Below are 19453 nucleotides of genomic sequence, written 5' to 3' on the forward strand. Positions count from 1 at the left end.
GAGTGGGGTCCGGGTGGCGAAAACGTAAGAAATACTCGTCGAATTGATTGTTTTTTGATCATTTGGCGAGTTTAAAAGTTGCGCTAGGTGGTATGCCGGGGAAATACATGGCTACTTCAGACCATCCTTAAATTCTTAGATTTAGATGACTATGAAGTGAAGCATCCGCTCACAGGGCGGGCCTGCCTGAAATACTGGAAAGAGCGTTCCGACGGCGAGAAGCTGATGCAGCTTGATATTTTTGATGCTGAAATTGCCTGGCTGACCACATCTCAGTCAAAGGCGGTTGCTCAAATATTTGAAGATGTCAAAGCGCTGACTGCAGACATCCGCGATGCTGCGCCAAAGGATATTCGCAATAAACTCTTTATTTGGCAGTCAAGCGCGCCACGAACCTTCCTGAAGATTAAGTCTCTCGCGACCTCAAAAGTTGGGATTGTTCCTGTGCTGTTCTCCTCTTACTCCCAGCGCAAAGGTTTGGTTGATGATGGCGGAGCACCGCTTAGTCTGACACCCTCACGCCTGAGGCCTAGTTTCATCAGCGAACTGGTCGAGCGGGATGTACCTCCGCGTGAGATCCAGCTGATCTTGGGCCACAAGCACATCTCCACGACCTTGGCCTACCTAGATCGTATGGACTTCAACTCCATTGCACGTTCCAAGCTGGATGTGGCTCTCCAGGAGCTTCTCGAGCGTGCTGTTGAGTCTGGTGACCAGCCTAACGCGGCTTCGCAGACCGAAGGCGAAAAGGCCAGCTTGATTGACGCTGTTCAGATTTACACTCCACAAGTGGTATTCAAAACGCCGCTGGCAAGCTGCCGCAATATTTTCAACCCGCCAGATTTCGTCAAGAAGCTCAGCACTTATGTGCCTGGCAACCCCTGCGCCATGTACAACATGTGCTTGGGTTGTGAAAACGTGTTGCTTACAGCTTCCAACTTGCCTGAGCTGTTTGCAATGGAGAGGGATTATCTGAAGGCCGTTGAGGTCTCCCGTGTCATGGACACTCCTTATAGCCGAGTGGTGCGCGAAAACTTGGCTCTGCTCGATAAAGTTCTCAACGTGAACTCTGATTTTTCGGATGAAGAGTTGGCCGAAGGGCGCCGTCTCGCGGAGTTTGTTGATACCACTATCTTGGTTGACGGGGTGGGGTTGTAACCATGGAACAGATCAATTTTTCAGCCCTGCTTACGTTCGCCAGGTTTCGCTCGAGCTTGTCTCTGCTGTTAGGTCAAATACCTCCGCAGGATGTTGAGGAGACGCAACAGGAGACGCTGACCTTCCTCACCTACCTGCAGACATTGCATGTTTCTGAGCTCTCTATGTTTATGGAGGGTAATTGGGACTTCAATGCAGATTATCCGAATGCGTCTCGGTTCATTCGTGGATCTAAACTCAGGATCGACTTTACGAAGTATCCGAACATCCCAGACCTAGCGATGCTTGAGCTTAAGGCTGCGTTCATGCTCCATTTGAAGGCCTTGAGTGGAATTCCTGCGGAGGGGGATTCCATGAATGTTTCTCAAAAGCTATCCAAACCTAATACCGTGATCTCGAGATTTGAAAGTGGTATGCGGTTTCTGGATAAGGTCTTCTCAGTCGCGACTGAGGAGCTCGGAAAAGAGCACATTGAGCGCGAGATGGCATCTGTTCAATCACTGCCAGCGCACTTTTATGACTTGGCTGCTGAGAACTTTGATTACGTATTCGATAACTCGCTGATTACTTTTTTCCGGTATCTCCGATCTGGCTATCTACAAGAAAACGTATTTGGCTCAAACCTACCAATCGTAGATTTGGTAAAGCTTAACTGGAAGTCGGTTGGTACTACACACCTGCCTGCAGAAGAGGTAAAAAAGAAGACGCAGGTTTTACCAAACGAGGTGTTTGAGATTTCTTCGCTGGCTGCTTCGCTTACTATCGTCGATTTTTTGGATGTGATGGGCGAAGAAGTAGTAGATACTGGTAGCTTAAGTCGGCGCAACGCCAAGAATTTTACTGCCGCCCAAGAACATGGGGTGTGCCCATTGAAATTCAATTTGTATATTTACAAGAGGCTTGCTCAAAAGGGATTTTCAAGGCCTGAGGTTGCCAAGGTTATCGGCGACGACATTATGAAATCAAGTGAATATTTCACTGTTCCTGCGCCCGAAGCGGTAACTATGTATGTAGATGATACGCGTTCAACCTTTGATGATAAATTTAGGCTGTATCTAAACTTTTTGAATTACTCGTGCCTTTACTTAATTGGCCAGTACACGGGGATGAGACCTTCAGAGTATGCCGAGCTGCTTGCAAGTTCATGCTTGCGCTTTGATGGTCGATATTGGTTGCTGCGCAGCAATGTCAGTAAGCAACAGGATAACTTATTTGAGTTGTTCGACGATTTTTGGCTTGCAATTCCCATTGTGCGCGATGCTGTTCGTGTATGTCAGTTAATTAGTAAGTATAAAAACAACGATCACATTTTCTCCAATGTGGATACCGTCAAGTTTGGAAAAGTAGGCCAGCCGTTTTCAACTGGTGGAACCAAGTTGACACTCGATAAATTTTTCCAAAATGTGCTTCCGCCTGAGCAGTTTTCTAAGCTGGAATTCAATGCGTACATGATGCGACACACGCTTGCATATCAGCTATACCGCGCCGACGTGGGCCTTCCCTTTATCTCACACCAACTCAAACACTTCGGCGATATCGTAGGGGTGGGACATTCTGATCGTGGTTTTAGTAAGACCACCTTGGCCTACGGTGAGATTGGTGACATGCTCTCAAAAGGCGGAAACAAGAACGCCATCGGAAAGTCGTTCCGGCGTGTGGCTGAGGTGGAGAGTATCAAGCAGCGGTTTGATCCAGACGGCAACTACGCCGGTGTGAATGCTGCTGCCCATAAGGAGAACCTATGGAAGGCGTTCCGGGGTTACATGGCTTCTGGGTACACCAAGGACGACATCTTTGAGGCTATGGCCGAGCAGCACATCGCTGTGATCAACGTTGGGCAGGGCTTCTGCTTCGGTGGCTCGTCCAATGAGTTTGACAGCTCGATTCCATGCATCGGTGGGCTTCGCTGCAACCCGAACCGTTGTAGTAATGCCATTGTCAGCAAGGCCAATGCTCCAAGCTGGCGAGAGGTGTATTACCAGAACAAGACTATGCTTGGGAATCCAGAATATTCCCACATACACGCGCAAAGCAAAGCTGCCATGGAGGAAGCTTTCGGCGTTCTTCAACTGTTAGGGGAAGATCTCTGATGTCTGATCTAAGTGCTTTTAATCAAAAGAATAAAGAGGATTTTGATCGCTATTCAGAAATGCTCTCCCAATCACTTCTTGATATTGCTGGTAACGAATCTCTCAAAGCTACGGTTGCAGAGTTAAGCCGACTCACGGGTATTCATCGTAATACAATTCGTCAGCGGGTGTGGCCGTTAGAGCGTCTGGAATCCATCAAGGAAAACCGGCGCCTCGAAGTTTTGCGTCAGCAAGTGTCGAAGAAGAACCCAGTCGATCCTGTGGTGCTACTAACCGAAAAGTTGGAGGCCGCGAGAGTTGAAGTTCTACACTGGTTTACCCAAGCCAAAAGAGCTGAAGACGAATCTCGGGTACATGAACAGAAGTATGAAAATATGGTAGGCTCGAGGGATACCTACGAGAGCCTTTTGGCGGATGCTAACAAGCGGCTCTTGGACTCACAGAAAGAAATTGATAAACTCAAGCAAGTTATCAGTATCCTGGAAGCTGCCCAGGTGGGGAAAAGTGCATGAAAAGCTATCTGGATTTACTGACAGATGTTCTTGAAAACGGTGCGGTCAAAGGTGATCGAACGGGAACTGGAACTATTAGTGTTTTTGGTAGGCAATATCGTCATGATCTATCAAAAGGCTTTCCTCTTCTTACAACGAAGAAACTTCACTTTAAAAGCATCGTAAATGAGCTTATCTGGTTTCTCAGTGGCGATACTAATACCAAGTGGCTTAACGAAAACGGCGTAAAAATTTGGAATGAATGGGCCACCGAAGAAGGTGACCTCGGGCCTGTGTACGGTAAGCAGTGGACTGCCTGGCCAACCAAAGATGGTGGCACAATTAACCAGATTGACTACGTCGTTAATGCCCTGAAGACCAATCCTAATAGTCGGCGAATCCTGTTCCATGGTTGGAACGTGGAGTACCTGCCAGACGAGAAGGTGAGCCCGAAGGAAAATGCCAGGAACGGCAAGATGGCCCTTCCGCCGTGCCATCTGTTGTATCAGTTCTACGTAGTGAACAAGAAGCTGTCCGCGCACCTATTCATTCGTTCGTCCGACAGCTTTTTGGGTCTCCCGTACAACACGGCATCGTTGGCATGCCTGACTCACATGTTGGCCCAGCAGTGCGATCTTGATGTCGGTGAGATCGTGATCTCACTGAGCGATGTCCACATCTACTCCAACCACATGGAGCAGGTGAAAACTCAGCTCGCTCGTGAACCACGTCAGCTTCCCGAGCTGAAACTGCTTCGTAAGCCAGCGTCTATCTACGACTACAAGTTCGAGGATTTCGAACTGGTGGGTTACGATCCGCACCCGCATATCGCAGCTCCTGTATCCGTTTGATCTCCACGGCGCATTTGGCGCTAACACCGGCCTCAGGGCCGGTTTTGATGCCTGCTTATCGGGATAAGTCCCTATACGACCTCCGAATGCCTCAAACACAAGCAAGTGCCCATCTCAACTCAGAGCTCACATACCGGGGTGCAGGCTCGGCCCACACCTGGTCACTTTCAGGATGGTTCGTTGGCCGTGGTACGTAAGACCGCTGCGTTGGCAGATTAAGTCGATTGAAGGTTGCCTCGGGGCGCCATCAACGTTCTTAAACAGGTTCTTAAGTCGCGTGGGTTCATGCCCCAGAACAAGGCTGATGGCGTGCTTTATGTTCAGTTTGAAATCTGGCATCTGTGCATTTCCAAAGCACTTGAGTGGTGCCCCCCGAAGTCACTTCCTAGGAAGCTTCGCGGCATGAAGGTTGAGGCTGAACTGGGGTTGTAGCGGGAATGTGGGGGCGATTTACTCACCATGGCTCTCAGGTTGGCAGGTTCTCCTGAGCCTGATCGTTTAGCGTCACAGCTAACAAATCCTGTTGTTTGTGCGTGCTCCTTTCGGGGAGCGGCTGTCGTGAACCGAGCCATGGCAAAGCCACGTCTCGGCCCTGCGGCCTCCCATCCCGCACGCCTGCGCGCTCCGCTTGCTTTTTGCGTTTAATCACAGACTGTAACGTAACTTTTGACTTGTAACGTAAGCAGCGTTACAGAGCATGGAATTACGTTACAGACCAGTCATAACCGACCATATGGTGGAGCATGGAATCCGCTTCGAGCGCTGAAAGCGCTGTACTTAGCAAAGCATTTATCAGGGCTGGCGAAGGACTGGGGCTTGCTGACGCTGAACTATCAGCTGTCTTAGGCGAGGATGTTTCCTCGATGCAGCTTTTACGCCATGGACATGAACTGCTTCGACCGAGCAGTGATAAGGGGAGCCGTGCTCTGCTTTTAGTTGAGGTGTATCAGTCCTTACTCGCAGCCGTGGGTAACGAGCGAAATGCAAGAAACTGGCTCGGCAGCGAGAATTGTAGTTTGTGTAGTCGACCTCGTGACCTCATCAAAAGCAGAACGGGTCTAGAGCAAGTTGTCCAATATCTAGCGGCTAATCGCTCACTCATCTAACACCTCTGGTGAAGCCAGTCAGGTGGCCAATGCATGACGATTTACCATCGCGTTCTGAGTTTTTATGGCCCAGCACATCAGCTCCCGTCGCTGAGGGTAGTAGAACCCAGATATCATTTGCTGAAGCTCTGTGATGAGCAGTCGACGTCAATGGAGAGCGTTATGAACTTGTTTAGGAGATGCGTTGAATTCGTTTGGCCTGACAAAAGATCTGGCTCAGAGCAAGCGAGAGATCGCGCGTTCATAGCTGCCCTGAATAAACTGCAGTCGCTCCGCGTGACACCTGACGGCGGCATGTCGATAAACCCAGACGAGATACGAGAGCAAGTGATAGCGAGTCGACGGTCACTCAAACGATTCGTGCGATGATCATCTGCGGGTTTGCTGGCGGAATGAGCCGAGCCGTCGGCTCGAAGGAGCCACGGTAGGTCAGCATTGAATCGTGCTCGACTACCGCCTTGTGAGCTACACCAGCTCCCCCATTTCTCCATTTCCAATCGGCTATGCCAGCGTTCAGAGGATGCAATGATGAAGGTGTTCATAAGCTCCGTAGTAAGAGGTTTCGAGCAGTTCAGAGCCGCCGCCAAAGACGCGGTGGAGACACTGGACATGAAGCCGGTCATGAGCGAGCACTTCGGAGCGCGAACCTATTCCTCGGAGCACGCCTGCCTGACAGAGGTCGACCAGTGCGACGTTTATATACTGATTCTTGGCGCTAACTACGGCTATGAACCTCAGCCAGGTCTCTCGGTTACGCAGCAAGAATTCCACCAGGCGGTGAGCAAGCGTAAACCGATTCTGGTCTTCATCCAGCAGACTGACTTTGACGCGCAGCAGGCCGTGTTCGTCAACGAGGTGTCTGACTACAAACAAGGTTTTTTCAGAGCTTCATTCTCAGATCCCCAAGAGCTGTTGAAAGCTATTGTCCAGGGCCTGAGTAGAATGGAGAAATCCAAAAGCGCAATTTCTGAGAAAGCCTTTCACGAGCGCATTACAGAGGCATCAAGCTCTCGCTCCTACGGCGGTCACTCCTATGCGCCACAGCTTGAGTTCGCGTTTCTGCCACAGCCCGTTGAGCAGCACGCTGTGCACGGAGCGGCCCAGCGCCGTGATGAGATTTTCCATAGCTTCCATAACCTGGGCTTGGCGAAGTTCAAGCAAGGTTACGAAGACTGGGATGACAAGTTGTTCACAGGACTGAAGTCCGGAGATACGTCTTGGCGCGCTTTTGACGACGGGCTCGTCCTTTTGGAAACTGACGCAAGTGTGCCAGTCGAGGGGCGTACGGCTGGTCTCTATTTCGTGTCTCCGGCCAACCTATCAAAGCTAATTATGTCCTGCTTCGAGGTGGCCAGGTTCAACAGTGGTTGGTATCGCATTACCTTGAAGAATTTAGACATGGCGAAGATAGAAGAGCCGCCAGCGACTGCCCCCAGCAGCTATTCGATGCCTATGCGCCGTGAAAAGCTCGTTAGTGAGTCACGACTGTTCATCCCTGCCACACGGCCCATCGTGGAGCAATGGATACAGGAAAGCATCGTAAGAATGGCCAGAAGTTTGGCTTATTGATCAGTGACACCCGTGCCTCTGTCACTTTGAGCCGATGGGGGCTTTTAATCGTCAACGTGCCACAGGCGCCCAACAGTGCTTCTGGGTAATTCCAGGTGCCGGCAGACCTCTGCCTGAGAAAGACCTTCTGCCTTTAGTTTGCGTACTGCCTCGAGCCTTTCTGCGGCTGCGATTCTCTGTGGTGTGGTGATCTTCTGCGGCTCGCCAGGCAGCGCTTCATCAAGAACTCCTAGCCGCATGAGTTCTCTCATCGATTCATTCAAGACAGAGCGTGCTGTCTTGCCCTCATCGGCTGCGGCCACCAGAGTGAGCAGCGACAAAGGCGTTAGGCCCAGCGCGTGCGCCAGATCCGCACTCAGATCAATAGTCGGTGTCGTCGTCGCAGCCTCCAAGCGGCTTATGTGAGCCTGGTCAGCTTGATGCTGGAGATCTGCTTGCGATAAGCCATTTCGAATCCTCAGCCACTGTAGCGTCGCCGCATAAGCCTTCCGCAGGGACATCCAACCTACCTCTCCCAAAAAGAGACGGTATGACGCGTTTGATAGATCCCACACAAATGCATATAATCATATCGATGGGATTTCTGGCTTGTCGCCCGGTATTTTGCGTGTTCGCAGAGCCTGATTTTTGGGCTCGCACCATGAGGATCATCAATTTATGGGTAATTCTTCGGAGCATGAGTTGCTCCGCGAGGGTGAGATATCGTCCTTTGGAACAGAGCTACCTCAAGCCGAAATAGAGGCATTGGTGTCGGATCGTTTCGGTCGGAAACCGTACTGTTTGGTCGAGGATTGGCTGATCTTTCATGTGGACGAGCCTCCTGAATCGCTCGCCAGGGTGCGCGCCATAGGCCTGCAGACAATGTTCCTTTATTCCCATTGCGTGACCTACGACAGCCAGGGCCGGTTCCCTCCAGGGGGCTGGGTACGCTCGACCCTGTGTAAGTCGTTCGACGGCGTTTGCCTGTTCGAGACCCGAAATACGGTGTACGCCTTGGTAGGTAAAGGGCGCGAGATGACTGCCTCGCTGAAGACAATATTTGGCTTATGTTAATCGCAGGCGCACTTCGCGGGCCTGCTCAACACGAGATACACGATGTTCAGGATTAGCATGCAAGACCAGGCCGGCCCGGTGGGTATGTTCGGGGATGGTCTCGCTCACTTTCACGCCATGTCGCGATCCTTGGTTACCCATTGGTATCACGTGAGCCTCAAGCGCCGGCATGAGGGGCGATTCGTAGCTTATGAAGAGATGCTGAACGATGAGCCTCGCTTGGTGGAGCTGCTGGTCTCCCAAGACGAGAGCATGGTCATTCAAGATGTCCAGGTCGTTACCCCGGCATGGATGAACAAAGGGTCAGGCTGGAAGATGGAAAAGCTGAAATCGCTCTCCATGGGGTTCAACCAGGCAGAAGTGCCAATCTGTGTTCTGCAGGTCGAGAGTGGTGATGTGTACGTCAATACCCATCAGCGCGACCTCGATGTCGATACCTTGGTTGGGGTCAGGGAGCTATATCGGCGCCGTTCTGAGACCACCGACGTAGCCTCAGCGTCGGAGGCTGTGTAGCCATGGAAGACATCAATACTATTGCAGTCGATTTACACGAAAAGCGCTACTCGGACTTCGACCTCCTTCGCATCGCCAAGGCAGTGAACCAAGACTACGACGGCCTGGTCACGGCCTACCTGGTGAATGTCCATATTCATGCGTGCAGTGCTGTTGGTGTGGTGTTCGGTCACATTTGCCCTGGGCCGTACCAACGATTTGCAGATGGTAGGCTGATTCGGACATCAGACATTCAGTCCGTTACGAAGGAAGGCAGGTTTTGGGTGATCAACACGGTCAACTCGAAGTACGTCATTGCGACGTTTAGGCGTGATGTCGGGTGGCGTAGCCTCCGGGAGTTCATGCGTATCGCGGGAGACACGTATCTGCCAACGCCTGATCGCCTTCAGTAGTCGCTGATCGTTGTTTTGGGCTTGCCCCGTTTCGGGGACAGCTGTCATAAACCAATCCCGCTGTTGCGGGACTTGGCCCCTTCGGGCTTCCATCCTCAAATCTCCGGCCCTGATCGGGCCTGCGTGCTCCGCTTGTCATTTCGCACGCCAGCACAATGTTGCCTGCTCGATCCCAGAACCGTTGTCACTGAACCCGGTCGCCGAGATTTTGAACACTTCTTCGGGCGCAGATAGTTATTGGACACTTTCAGCGATATCGTATGCTCGGTTCCCTATGCTTAGCCAAGGACGTGTGGCATGCCGAAGATCAAACCACTGGATATGAAGCTAATCGACCTTCTTTTTGGGATGGAAGGGGGTTACGTGTTGGACTTCTCAGACCGCACCATGTCCCAGTTCTTCCTCGGAGAACTGGAGATCGATATTGATGATCCGCTGTTCACTGCGGATGGCACATCCAAAGCTAAGCGCCTGCGGAGCTTCCTCACGCTTGCCGATACACCGACTTGCGTGCGAGCGCTCAAAGCACTCTGGCAATATCGCCAGGCAGCGCTGGCCAACCAACACAAAGATGAGCCTGTGGTTAACGCCGAGGGGCGCTTTCTGACTTTGATTCAAGGCTTGGAATCCGTCTCATCTGCCGACGTCATCAAGGGCGATCCTTTCGCAGCTGTGCGTCCGGTAAATGTTGATCAGGCAGCTCAGTTGAAGAGGGCCCTATTGGACATTCATAAGCTCGCTCCTCAAGCACGTGGCTACGCATTCGAGACGTTCCTCCAGCAGCTGTTTGAGGCATCCAACCTCCAACCTCGCGCACCATTTAGGAATACGGGGGAACAGATAGATGGAAGCTTCCAATGCCGAGGGGACATCTACCTTGTTGAGGCGAAGTGGGTAGTGAACCCTGTTGGTGCAGGAGAGCTGCACATTTTTCAAGGCAAGATCAGCCAAAAGGCAGCTTGGACACGAGGTGTTTTTATCAGTTACTACGGATTCACTGACGTTGGGCTGGAGGCATTCGGGCGCGGCAAGAGCCTGATATGCATTTCGGGAAAAGATATCAACCATGCTTTAGACAAGCACATACCATTTGCGGATGTAATCGACCGCAAAGTGCGGGCGGCTGCTGAGACAGGTTCAGTATTCGTACCTTTGGATAAATTGTTCTAAGCCCATGCGGCAACGCTAAGGGAAATTTCATCAGGGGTTCCAATGTACCTAACCATCATGAAGCCCGAAGTGCTTCAGGACGTTGCATTGCTCGGTCGTGGTCTTTGGATTGTAGAAGGCCCTGATGGCCCAGCGCTCGTGTTCAAAGCGGGCAAAGAATTTATCCTCGCCGCACGTGAGAAGCGCGAGCTGAAGTTCTATCTTGCGCCATACGAGTGTGATGAGGCGCAAGGCCTGACGCTGTTGACGGCCTGCTTTGATGATCCGATTAGTCCGCTGACTGTTAAAACACCTCTGATGGGTAGCGATCCTTTTACGGAGGGCCTGAAAAGTCTTCCTGACCGTTTTAGCGTCTGTTTTTTTGATGAACACAATCGCGAGCTTCTCAGCAGTACAGCGCACGCTAGTCTTGAAGGGATCCGAAAGTATGCAAAGGCTGTCAATCCCTTGGGGAAGGAGCATTGGCATCTCATGATGGAGCAGGCAGATCACTGGTTCAGCTTTACGACTAGGGAAGACGACAGCCGAGCAGTAACGTTGACGCTCTTGGAGGATCTATTTCCAAGCGACTTCCTGATCACCGACCTCACTCGCCAAGGCTTCCAGGGTTCCAGAGGTTTCTCAAATACTCACCTTGAGCGACCGGAGCCAGGACACCTCCAGGAGCTGGATATCATCTATCTGCTCCAGCGTGCTTACTCGGCGGAGCAAATCATCCATGGGCCAGTGAAAGTCGCCGACGGGGAAGAGTTGACCGATGCTGTTGTTTTGGGGACGGAGGTCACGCTTTTACTACAGGCTAAGGACAGCCCAAACACAGCTGAGATGATGGGGACAAAGCTTGAACGAAAGCGTAAGAAGGCCCTGAGTCAGTTGAAAGGAGGCCTATCGCAGCTACGTGGCGCAGTTTCAACTATCGAGCGTGAGGGAAATCCCGCGCTGCGGCTTGTTGATGGTACTCCCCTCAAAATCGATCTTGCAGCACGTCCCCTTGTAGGAGTCGTGGTGGTAAAAGAGCTGTTTAGCGACACCTATGAAGAGTACGGGGCCATGATCTTGGATTTCATGGATGATGTAGGTGTTCGTGTGTTGGCATTTGATTACAACGAGTTCGAGGTTATGACGAGGCACTGTCCCTCAGAGCAAGCACTCCTTTCGGCATTCTGGCAAATTTCCGAGTGCGCGGTTGAACAGAGGATCTATCCCAGACTTCGCTTCACTGAGCTACCCCCACGCTGATTCACCACCATGGCCAGCCCATGAAGCGTAACCTCAACGAACTCCTGCACTGAATTAGAGGTTTAGACGTAACTTCACTATCGAAAAGGTTAGCGATCCGCAACAGTGCCCTGCCATCACTGAGCAAACATGCCGGCAATGATCCTGGCGTCGAGCAAGGCGTGGTGAGGCAACTCTTCACCCTCGCTGGTTGGAGCAAGCGTCGTCGCATCGGTAGGAAAATTGCGAACGATTCGGGGCCATCGTCCGCCGTCATAGACTAGATCGCAAAAAAGCTCCCAATCGTACTGAGGGGCGTCAGTGACGATCTCGACCTCGTTTTTGAACGACGTCAGAAACTTGAGCAGAGACAACCTGGCTTCAACAGTGGGCAGCGCGTAGCTGCCACCCCACAGCTGCGGAAGCACGATTTCCTTTACGAAATCACTGCAGTCTTCTTCTCGCCATGTGTCGAGCAATTCCACGTAGAGTTCGCGCCCATCCTCAGCCACTAATGCGAGTGATATCAGCTTCGCTGCTGCTGATAACCGGGTAAACTCGCAATCAAGAAAGAGTCTCATGTTGGTACAACTCCGCAATGACTAGGGGTCGCCTGGATATGGTGCAGGAAGGTCAGCTGTGGGAAATGGCTCTCAAGCATTTTGGCTCAGACGGGCTCCTCAAGGTAGTCATAGAAATGTGGAGTCACGCTGCGACTCCGCCCAAGCCAGTCGTGGAATACCTGTCCACCAAACAGGTGAGCCAAGAAGTCCTGAATATACTGAAAATTGCCCAGGAGCGAGTGGGTGCATTCGTTGCGGATCGGACACCGGTTCCAGACACCGTAACTCTGTACTCCCGCCACGCCAGTGACCTAGCAGACGGGCTCATTACGCGACTGCCGAAGGTGCATCTTTCCCTAGCCTGGAGGGGTTTGTGTCTTGAAATTGACCTAGGCATTTGAAATCTCCTCCTGCTCCATAGGGCATCTTGGCGTAAGCCTTCCCAAACAACTTGTTGAGTTAATTGCTGTTCTATAGAGACAATTTATGAAAGCTGATTTTACTGAAGAAGAAATGCGCCGCGCCTTGTTCGGTACAGCTCAGCCTGAAGAGGTTCTTGCATCTCCAGCACCGGAATCTGTGACAGAAGTCGTCTTCACGAAGCCGATTGCTGAGTCTGCAGCCAAGAAGAAACCGGCGAAACCGTTCACGCCTAGGCTCAGGGTCACGCTTCGAGTTGGAAACGAATTTGAGGGGAAGATGCACGAGCTGATCCATGAGGCCGACACGCTGAGTTCGTTGCTTGCTGAGCAAGAAGCTGTGAAGGCTGCTAGGAAGAAATACAAATACGTGGAAGTGGAATCCGTTAAGTCAATTTAAAAGACACAGCTGTAAGGATTGGCTACTTGGTAAAGATCGCTGAGCAGCCTCGGGGGATATTCTGATTGTTGATCGAAGCGTCGATGCGGCCAATGGAGATGTCGCTATCGCACCGCTTGGCGATACTTGAACTGCAACCGACACGACGAACCGTGCCGGTTTTTTATCATCGCAGGCTCATTTTCTTATAGAAACGATTGTGGCTTTGCCACCCTCTAGACGAAAGGTAAACGAGACACGGTCTCCGGCTGCCAGCCCTTTCAACTGATCCTCTGTCGCGGAGAACGCCATAGTCATCGGTGGCCATTGCACTGATGGAACAGCGCCATGGGCAATGGTCACGGTATGCTTCGTAGGATCGATAGCCTTGATCGTTCCGTCGGCGGTGGCTACTGGAGCCTGCTTTGTTTCTTGCTTCATTTCCATACTCTCCATTTTCATGCCCGGCATGTCCTCTGCTAGGGCAGAAAAGGACAGCGTAAGTACGGTGCTAGCAGCTGCAATCAGGGTCAGTTTCATACGACTTTTCCTTGAGGGAGGTTGGGTTCATCTTGGAGGTGACGGCGACGCATCAGGCGATACGCTGCCGGAATGACAAACAGGGACAGCAAGGGTGCCGTGACCATGCCGCCGACCATGGGTGCGGCAATGCGGCTCATGACTTCGCTGCCGGTGCCGCTGCCCAGCAGGATGGGTAACAGACCGGCAATGATCACGGCCACGGTCATGGCCTTGGGTCGAACGCGCTGCACAGCGCCTTCACGAATCGCCGCCACCAGCCCGCGCTCAGTGCTGTCGCCGAGGTCTTCACGCTCGGCCCAGGCGTTTTTCAGGTAGAGCAGCATAATCACACCGAACTCGGCAGAAACCCCGGCCAAGGCGATAAAGCCGACTCCGGTGGCGACCGACAGGTTAAATCCCAGCAGATAGAGGAACCATGCTCCGCCCGTTAGTGCGAACGGCAGAGTGGCCATGATCAGTAAGGCCTCATCGAAGCGGGCGAAAGTCAGGTAGAGCAGCACGAAGATGATCAACAGGGTGGCAGGCACCACCAACTTGAGCCGTGCGTTGGCCCGTTCCAGAAATTCGAACTGCCCTGAGTAACTCAGACTCATACCGGGCTGCAACCTGACCTGCTCATTGACGACCCGGCGTAGATCGGCGACCACCGAGGCAATGTCTCGACCACGCACATCGATGTACACCCAGCCTGAAGGCCGTGCGTTCTCGCTCTTAAGCATCGGCGGCCCTTCGCTGACCTTGATCTTCGCCACCGTACCAAGGGTGATCTGGGTGCCTAGCGGGGTGTAGATTGGCAACTGCTCCAAGGCGCCGAGCGAGTCTCGCCACTCACGAGGGTAACGGACGTTTATCGGGAAGCGTGCAAGCCCTTCAATGGTCTCCCCGACGTTTTCACCGCCGATAGCACCAGCCACAATGGACTGCACATCAGCGATATTCAGTCCGTAACGGGCGGCGGCCTTGCGGTCGATATCTATATCGATGTAGCGGCCACCGGTCAGTCGCTCGGCCAGAGCCGAGCTGACACCGGGCACATCCTTGGCCACCCGCTCGACCGCCTGAGTTGCCGCATCGATCTCCGTCAGGTTTGTGCCGGCAACCTTTACTCCGATGGGGCTTTTGATCCCGGTGGCCAGCATGTCGATACGGTTGCGAATCGGCGGTATCCAGATATTGGTCAACCCTGGAACTCGTACCACTCGATCCAGTTCCTCCACCAGTTTCTCCTGGGTCATGCCTGGGCGCCATTGCTCGTGTGGCTTGAACTGGATAGTAGTTTCGAACATCTCCAGCGGTGCCGGGTCGGTAGCGGTTTCGGCACGGCCTGCTTTACCGAAGACGTGTTCAACCTCTGGAACGCTCTTGATCAGGCGGTCGGTCTGTTGCAGCAACTGCGCCGCTTTCTGCGCCGACAATCCCGGCAGAGCAGAAGGCATATAGAGCAAGTCGCCCTCATCCAACGGCGGAAGAAATTCTCCACCCAAGCGCGACATTGGCCATAGCGCGCTGACGAAAACCAATAGCGCCACCAGCAGCGTGATCTTTGGTCGACGCAAGACTGCGTCCAGAGCTGGCTGATAGATCCGAATCAACCACCGGTTCAACGGGTTCTGTTGCTCACTGGGGATTCGTCCTCGAATCCAGTAACCCATCAGCACTGGCACCAAGGTCACTGACAATCCTGCCGCTGCGGCCATGGCGTAGGTCTTGGTGAAAGCCAGTGGGCCGAACAAACGCCCTTCCTGAGCTTCTAGGGTGAACACAGGAATGAACGAAAGGGTGATTATCAACAAACAGAAGAACAGCGCCGGGCCGACCTCTGCCGCCGCTTCGGTCATCACGTGCCAATGACGCTCCCCATTCAGTTCTTCCCCTGGGTTTGCTACATGCCACGCCTCAACCTTCTTGTGGGCGTTCTCGATCATTACCACGGCAGCATCCACCATGGCGCCGATGGCGATGGCAATCCCACCCAAGGACATGATGTTGGCGTTGATGCCTTGGTAGCGCATGACGATGAAGGCAATCAAAACTCCCACCGGCAGGGAGATGATCGCCACCAGCGACGAGCGTAAGTGCCAGAGGAAGATCCCACAAACCAACGCGACAACGATGAACTCTTCGATGAGCTTGTGGCTGAGATTTTCCACAGCGCGGTCGATCAGCTTACTGCGGTCGTAGGTGGTGACGATTTCCACCCCAGACGGCAAACTTTTTTTCAGCTCGACGAGTTTGGTCTTGACCGCAGCAATGGTCTCGCGAGCATTCTTGCCGCTGCGCAAAATCACCACGCCGCCGACGGTCTCGCCCTCACCGTCGAGTTCGGTGATGCCACGCCGCATTTCCGGCCCCAGCTGGATCGTGGCGACATCGCCAAGGGTCACCGGCACACCGCCCGAGCCCAGCTTCAGTGGGATCGCCCGAAAGTCATTGAGTGTCTTTAAGTAGCCGGAAGCACGCACGATGAACTCGGTCTCTGCCATCTCCAGCACCGCGCCACCGGTTTCCTGATTGGCCTTGCCGATAGCATCGGTCACCTCAGACTGAGTGATGCCGAGGCTGGCCAGTTTGAGCGGATCAAGCTGCACCTGGTATTGCTTAACCATGCCTCCCACGGTGGCCACTTCCGCAACGTTCGGTAGGGTCTTGAGTTCAAACTTGAGGAACCAGTCCTGAAGAGCACGAAGTTGTGCCAAATCGTGCCCGCCACTGCGATCCACCAGTGCGTACTGATAGATCCAACCCACCCCCGTCGCATCCGGCCCCAACGCCGGTTTGGCGCTGGCCGGCAAGCGGCTTTGTATCTGACTCAGGTACTCCAACACCCGCGAGCGAGCCCAATACAAGTCAGTGCCGTCTTCGAACAGCACGTAGACAAAACTATCGCCAAAGAAGGAATAACCACGCACGGTCTTGGCCCCCGGCACCGAGAGCATGGTGGTGGCCAACGGATAGGTGACCTGGTTCTCGACGATCTGCGGCGCTTGTCCTGCATAAGGGGTGCGGATAATCACCTGTACATCGGAGAGGTCTGGCAACGCATCAATGGGCGTGCTTTGAACCGACCAGATACCCCAAGCGGTGACAAACAGTGTCGCGAGTAGCACTAGGAATCGGTTGGCCACTGACCAACGAATCAGGGCAGCAATCATGGCTGGCCCCCCGATTTATCCAGGCGTTCAACACGCAAGCCATCATCGGTCTGGCTCACCGCGACCCGAACCTTGTCACCAGCCTTGAGACCCTGCATCAGCGCCGGACTAGCGAGAGGGAAAGTCATCGTCATGCCAGGCATACCGAGCGTCTTGAAAGGGCCGTGGGCGAGCGTGACTTCTTTGTCGTCGATCTCAACGATCTGACCATCAGCCTCATGAAAACTGGAGGCTGTTTCACTGGGTGGCGACTCTTCCTCCGTGCGAGCAACAATGCCTTTAAGACTGGCCTCCGAGTCGAGCAGGAACTGGCCAGAGGTAACCACCTTCTGGCCTGCTTCCAGACCTTTCACTATCGCCGTTTTGCCATCGCTTTCCTGCCCAAGGAGCACCTCCACGGGACGGTAGCGCCCAGCGTCTTCGGCGAGCATCACCAGCGCTCGTCGGCCAGTGCGAATCACCGCCTCACTCGGCACCCACAATACACTTTGCTCGGTCGAACGATTCAGGCGTACTTGCGCCGTCAAACCCGGCCTGAGACGCCCGTCCGGATTGGGTAACTCGACACGTACCCGAAGTGTGCGGCTGTCCGGATTGGTCTCGGGCAAAATCGCGCTGACGTTGCCGCTAAGTGTTGTTCCTGGGAAGGCTGGCAGACGCGCTTCGACTGCCTGCCCCACGGTGATAGCTCCGGAATCCGATTCTGGAACGGCCACAGCTAACCAGACACTGCTCAAGCCATTGACGCGGGCCAGAGTATCGCCAGCCGACACGGTCATACCCGCACGTACATTCAGCTCTTGCAGCACGCCGCTGATAGGACTGGTGAGGGTCAGGTTCGGCTGGACTTTGCCACTGCGCTCTACCTGGGTGATCAGCGCAGCTGGCATCCCTGTGAGCCGCAGTCGCTGTCGGGCCGCAGCCAATAGGTCAGCATCACCGTTGTGCTTAATGGCAAGGAACTCTGTCTGGGCAGCCGCCCATTCCGGCACCAGGATATCTGCCAGGGCCGCGTTGGCCTTGAGCGCATCACCGGGAGCATGGGCATAGACCCGTTCCACAAAGCCAGGGGTGCGTGCCTGTATCACCGCAACATCTCGTTCGTTGAACGCCAAGACACCCGTCACATCAAGGCTGGAGTCAAAGATTCCACGGGTGACTGTTGCAAAACGCAGACCGAGATTCTGGGTCAGACTCGGATCGATACTGACGGTCGCACGATCTCCTGCGCCACCGGCGTACAGAGGAACCAGCTGCATGTCCATGAAAGGGGATTTACCCGGCTTATCGAACTTTTGCTGCGGGTACATGGGATCGTACCAATACAGAGCCTTGCGTTCCTCTGAGGAGTTGGGACTCTGCTCCGGGCTGGCACCAGGTACTCCGCTCACACGTTGATGCGCGAACCAGTAACCTCCGGCAACCCCGAATGCCAGCGAGACGCCTACCAACAATGCCCCGCTCCATTTTTTTAGGATCATTGGCTGGACTCCCCATAAGCGAAGTACAGACGTGCACTGGTCAGCGCTCGCTGCTCTTCTACGTCGATCTGTTTAAGGCGGGCTTCGATGAGTTCACGTCGGGCGGCAACCACCGCGTTTAAATCGCCCTTGCCTGCACGGTAACTGGCCATGCTGAGTTCGACCTTTTCCTTGGCCAGCGGCACCAGGCTGTCCTGATTTCTGCGCACGGCACGATCCAGACGCTCATAGTCAGCCAGTTCATTTTCCAGCTGCTGGGTATGCTCGCGTGACAGCGCTTCGCGTTCGGCCTCCAATTGGTTGAGTTCAGCCTGCTTGGCCGCAATCCTAGGGTTTTGGCGAGAGTCGGGAAATAGCGGTAAATCCCAGGAAAGTTGAACGCTGACCATGTCGCCGAACTGACGGTCACGATGCTGATAATCAAGCTCCCAACTCCAGTCCGACTGCTTTTCCGCTTCAGCTTCACGAACTTTGGCTTGCGCTTCGCGGGTCATCGGCGCAAACGCTGCCAACTCGGGGTGGTGTTGCAGCTTATGAGAGTAACTTGAGGTGTCGACGGGCCATTCAGGCAAGCTGCCTACAGGCTTGTCGTTGGCGGCGGAGCCAATCCAGCGTTTGAGGGCCGCACGAGCCTGCGCTCTCTGGAGAATCAGATCGTCCTGCTGCTCCGCCAGTTGAGCTGCTTCCTGCTTGGGTGTCACCGCATCGGCGGGTTGAGCGCGGCCACCGGCAATTTGAGCCCGGACGGTATCGCTCAGCAGGCGGTTTTCTTTGTAGAAGTCCTGGAACAACACATCTTTGCGCTCAACCGAGTAGCTGCTGATCCAGGCCAACGCCGTGGACTGGCGCACCTTCAGACGTTCGACTCGACGCTCCGCAGAGGCACGATCAATAGCTGCATCGGCGACTTCGATACGCGCTTTGCGCTTGTCGCTATTGGGCATCTCCTGCCTGACCCCGACCATCTGCATGGTCATGAAGTCCTGGTTGATACTCCAACGATCCGGGCCGCCAATGGGGTAGTTCTGCACGCCCACCAAGAGTTTGGGATCAGGTAATTCACCAGCAGGGATGGCTGCACTGTTGGCAGCCTGAATTTTCGCGTCTTGTGCGGTCAGCGACGGCGCATTGTTTTCTGCCAGCCGCAACGCTTCATCGAGCGTCAATGCGGCAGCGAAACTCGGCAACGCCAGCACGCTTGCCGCTAGCCCGGCCACGAGAGACCAGCCTGTGCAATTGCACTTGGAGTTCATGTTTACGATTCCTGTAATCATCCACTGCACGCGTCAAAAGACATGCGCGCAG

At 53.7% G+C, this 19453-nt stretch carries 18 protein-coding genes; 12 read left to right on the top strand and 6 right to left on the bottom strand.

Annotated features, from left to right (window positions below):
* The first annotated feature begins 156 nt into the window (after positions 1-156).
* The 6 genes from GIW69_RS10755 to GIW69_RS10775 all read left to right on the top strand — a co-directional run bounded on the left by GIW69_RS10755 (position 157) and on the right by GIW69_RS10775 (position 7265).
* Positions 157-1158 carry a tyrosine-type recombinase/integrase gene (locus tag GIW69_RS10755; protein ID WP_236482411.1) on the top strand — a complete coding sequence of 334 codons (1002 nt, stop codon included), beginning with the start codon at positions 157-159 and terminating at the stop codon, positions 1156-1158.
* 2 nt (positions 1159-1160) lie between these two features.
* A complete protein-coding gene (locus GIW69_RS10760; protein ID WP_150637026.1) occupies positions 1161-3248 on the top strand; it encodes a tyrosine-type recombinase/integrase in 2088 nt (695 codons plus the stop codon).
* The gene (locus GIW69_RS10765) at positions 3248-3760 is read left to right on the top strand and encodes a hypothetical protein (RefSeq protein ID WP_150637024.1); all 513 of its coding nucleotides are present in this window, start codon (positions 3248-3250) and stop codon (positions 3758-3760) included. Before GIW69_RS10760 ends, GIW69_RS10765 begins: the two co-directional genes overlap by 1 nt.
* Complete coding sequence (locus tag GIW69_RS10770) at positions 3757-4590, top strand: thymidylate synthase (RefSeq protein ID WP_150637022.1); 834 nt, start codon at positions 3757-3759, stop codon at positions 4588-4590. The genes GIW69_RS10765 and GIW69_RS10770 overlap by 4 nt, the downstream gene beginning before the upstream one ends.
* Positions 4591-5453: 863 nt before the next feature.
* Complete coding sequence (locus tag GIW69_RS26385; protein WP_224787280.1) at positions 5454-5696, top strand: antitoxin Xre/MbcA/ParS toxin-binding domain-containing protein; 243 nt, start codon at positions 5454-5456, stop codon at positions 5694-5696.
* Positions 5697-6224: 528 nt separating this feature from the next.
* Positions 6225-7265 carry a DUF4062 domain-containing protein gene (locus tag GIW69_RS10775; RefSeq protein WP_150637018.1) on the top strand — a complete coding sequence of 347 codons (1041 nt, stop codon included), beginning with the start codon at positions 6225-6227 and terminating at the stop codon, positions 7263-7265.
* Positions 7266-7309: 44 nt separating this feature from the next.
* Here GIW69_RS10775 and GIW69_RS10780 read toward each other — a convergent pair whose 3' ends face one another.
* Positions 7310-7765 carry a helix-turn-helix domain-containing protein gene (locus tag GIW69_RS10780; RefSeq protein WP_150617884.1) on the bottom strand — a complete coding sequence of 152 codons (456 nt, stop codon included), beginning with the start codon at positions 7763-7765 and terminating at the stop codon, positions 7310-7312.
* Between the two features lie 157 nt (positions 7766-7922).
* Between GIW69_RS10780 and GIW69_RS10785 the strand changes: the two genes are divergently transcribed.
* The 5 genes from GIW69_RS10785 (at position 7923) to GIW69_RS10805 (ending at position 11632) form a co-directional block, all read left to right on the top strand.
* A complete protein-coding gene (locus GIW69_RS10785; protein WP_007246714.1) occupies positions 7923-8318 on the top strand; it encodes a DUF6957 family protein in 396 nt (131 codons plus the stop codon).
* Between the two features lie 42 nt (positions 8319-8360).
* Positions 8361-8831: a hypothetical protein gene (locus GIW69_RS10790; protein WP_053177983.1), complete on the top strand. Its 471-nt coding sequence runs from the start codon at positions 8361-8363 to the stop codon at positions 8829-8831.
* A 2-nt stretch (positions 8832-8833) separates the two neighbouring features.
* Positions 8834-9223 (top strand): hypothetical protein, encoded by a 390-nt coding sequence (locus GIW69_RS10795; RefSeq protein ID WP_236482414.1) that lies wholly within the window; start codon positions 8834-8836, stop codon positions 9221-9223.
* A 297-nt stretch (positions 9224-9520) separates the two neighbouring features.
* Positions 9521-10393: a restriction endonuclease gene (locus GIW69_RS10800; protein WP_150637014.1), complete on the top strand. Its 873-nt coding sequence runs from the start codon at positions 9521-9523 to the stop codon at positions 10391-10393.
* A 42-nt stretch (positions 10394-10435) separates the two neighbouring features.
* Positions 10436-11632 carry a hypothetical protein gene (locus tag GIW69_RS10805; RefSeq protein ID WP_224787271.1) on the top strand — a complete coding sequence of 399 codons (1197 nt, stop codon included), beginning with the start codon at positions 10436-10438 and terminating at the stop codon, positions 11630-11632.
* A gap of 116 nt (positions 11633-11748) precedes the next feature.
* Here GIW69_RS10805 and GIW69_RS10810 read toward each other — a convergent pair whose 3' ends face one another.
* Positions 11749-12192, bottom strand: coding sequence for a 3'-5' exoribonuclease (locus GIW69_RS10810; RefSeq protein ID WP_150637009.1), 444 nt, complete (start codon positions 12190-12192; stop codon positions 11749-11751).
* Positions 12193-12660: 468 nt separating this feature from the next.
* Here GIW69_RS10810 and GIW69_RS10815 point away from each other — a divergent pair, with 468 nt between their 5' ends.
* Complete coding sequence (locus GIW69_RS10815) at positions 12661-12993, top strand: hypothetical protein (RefSeq protein WP_150637005.1); 333 nt, start codon at positions 12661-12663, stop codon at positions 12991-12993.
* A 177-nt stretch (positions 12994-13170) separates the two neighbouring features.
* Here the strand turns inward: GIW69_RS10815 and GIW69_RS10820 are convergent, their stop codons facing one another.
* Genes GIW69_RS10820 through GIW69_RS10835 form a run of 4 tightly spaced genes read right to left on the bottom strand, consistent with a single transcriptional unit; the run spans position 13171 to position 19401 of the window.
* Positions 13171-13512 (bottom strand): copper-binding protein, encoded by a 342-nt coding sequence (locus GIW69_RS10820; RefSeq protein ID WP_150637003.1) that lies wholly within the window; start codon positions 13510-13512, stop codon positions 13171-13173.
* Positions 13509-16667: an efflux RND transporter permease subunit gene (locus GIW69_RS10825; protein ID WP_150637000.1), complete on the bottom strand. Its 3159-nt coding sequence runs from the start codon at positions 16665-16667 to the stop codon at positions 13509-13511. Before GIW69_RS10825 ends, GIW69_RS10820 begins: the two co-directional genes overlap by 4 nt.
* Positions 16664-18148, bottom strand: coding sequence for an efflux RND transporter periplasmic adaptor subunit (locus GIW69_RS10830; RefSeq protein ID WP_150636998.1), 1485 nt, complete (start codon positions 18146-18148; stop codon positions 16664-16666). Before GIW69_RS10830 ends, GIW69_RS10825 begins: the two co-directional genes overlap by 4 nt.
* The gene (locus tag GIW69_RS10835) at positions 18145-19401 is read right to left on the bottom strand and encodes a TolC family protein (protein ID WP_150636996.1); all 1257 of its coding nucleotides are present in this window, start codon (positions 19399-19401) and stop codon (positions 18145-18147) included. Before GIW69_RS10835 ends, GIW69_RS10830 begins: the two co-directional genes overlap by 4 nt.
* Between the last annotated feature and the right edge of the window lie 52 nt (positions 19402-19453).

The organism is Pseudomonas syringae (assembly GCF_021605415.1).
Lineage (GTDB): Bacteria > Pseudomonadota > Gammaproteobacteria > Pseudomonadales > Pseudomonadaceae > Aquipseudomonas > Aquipseudomonas syringae_S.

What these genes read in the sequence shown, in the direction of transcription:
- GIW69_RS10825 (WP_150637000.1), bottom strand. Translation starts at nt 16,667, where the DNA reads ATGATTGCTGCCCTGATTCGTTGGTCAGTGGCCAACCGATTCCTAGTG.
- GIW69_RS10815 (WP_150637005.1), top strand. Translation starts at nt 12,661, where the DNA reads ATGAAAGCTGATTTTACTGAAGAAGAAATGCGCCGCGCCTTGTTCGGT.
- GIW69_RS10790 (WP_053177983.1), top strand. Translation starts at nt 8,361, where the DNA reads ATGTTCAGGATTAGCATGCAAGACCAGGCCGGCCCGGTGGGTATGTTC.
- GIW69_RS10805 (WP_224787271.1), top strand. Translation starts at nt 10,436, where the DNA reads ATGTACCTAACCATCATGAAGCCCGAAGTGCTTCAGGACGTTGCATTG.
- GIW69_RS10795 (WP_236482414.1), top strand. Translation starts at nt 8,834, where the DNA reads ATGGAAGACATCAATACTATTGCAGTCGATTTACACGAAAAGCGCTAC.
- GIW69_RS10775 (WP_150637018.1), top strand. Translation starts at nt 6,225, where the DNA reads ATGAAGGTGTTCATAAGCTCCGTAGTAAGAGGTTTCGAGCAGTTCAGA.
- GIW69_RS10770 (WP_150637022.1), top strand. Translation starts at nt 3,757, where the DNA reads ATGAAAAGCTATCTGGATTTACTGACAGATGTTCTTGAAAACGGTGCG.
- GIW69_RS10785 (WP_007246714.1), top strand. Translation starts at nt 7,923, where the DNA reads ATGGGTAATTCTTCGGAGCATGAGTTGCTCCGCGAGGGTGAGATATCG.
- GIW69_RS10835 (WP_150636996.1), bottom strand. Translation starts at nt 19,401, where the DNA reads ATGAACTCCAAGTGCAATTGCACAGGCTGGTCTCTCGTGGCCGGGCTA.
- GIW69_RS10810 (WP_150637009.1), bottom strand. Translation starts at nt 12,192, where the DNA reads ATGAGACTCTTTCTTGATTGCGAGTTTACCCGGTTATCAGCAGCAGCG.
- GIW69_RS26385 (WP_224787280.1), top strand. Translation starts at nt 5,454, where the DNA reads ATGCAGCTTTTACGCCATGGACATGAACTGCTTCGACCGAGCAGTGAT.
- GIW69_RS10765 (WP_150637024.1), top strand. Translation starts at nt 3,248, where the DNA reads ATGTCTGATCTAAGTGCTTTTAATCAAAAGAATAAAGAGGATTTTGAT.
- GIW69_RS10820 (WP_150637003.1), bottom strand. Translation starts at nt 13,512, where the DNA reads ATGAAACTGACCCTGATTGCAGCTGCTAGCACCGTACTTACGCTGTCC.
- GIW69_RS10760 (WP_150637026.1), top strand. Translation starts at nt 1,161, where the DNA reads ATGGAACAGATCAATTTTTCAGCCCTGCTTACGTTCGCCAGGTTTCGC.
- GIW69_RS10830 (WP_150636998.1), bottom strand. Translation starts at nt 18,148, where the DNA reads ATGATCCTAAAAAAATGGAGCGGGGCATTGTTGGTAGGCGTCTCGCTG.
- GIW69_RS10780 (WP_150617884.1), bottom strand. Translation starts at nt 7,765, where the DNA reads ATGTCCCTGCGGAAGGCTTATGCGGCGACGCTACAGTGGCTGAGGATT.
- GIW69_RS10800 (WP_150637014.1), top strand. Translation starts at nt 9,521, where the DNA reads ATGCCGAAGATCAAACCACTGGATATGAAGCTAATCGACCTTCTTTTT.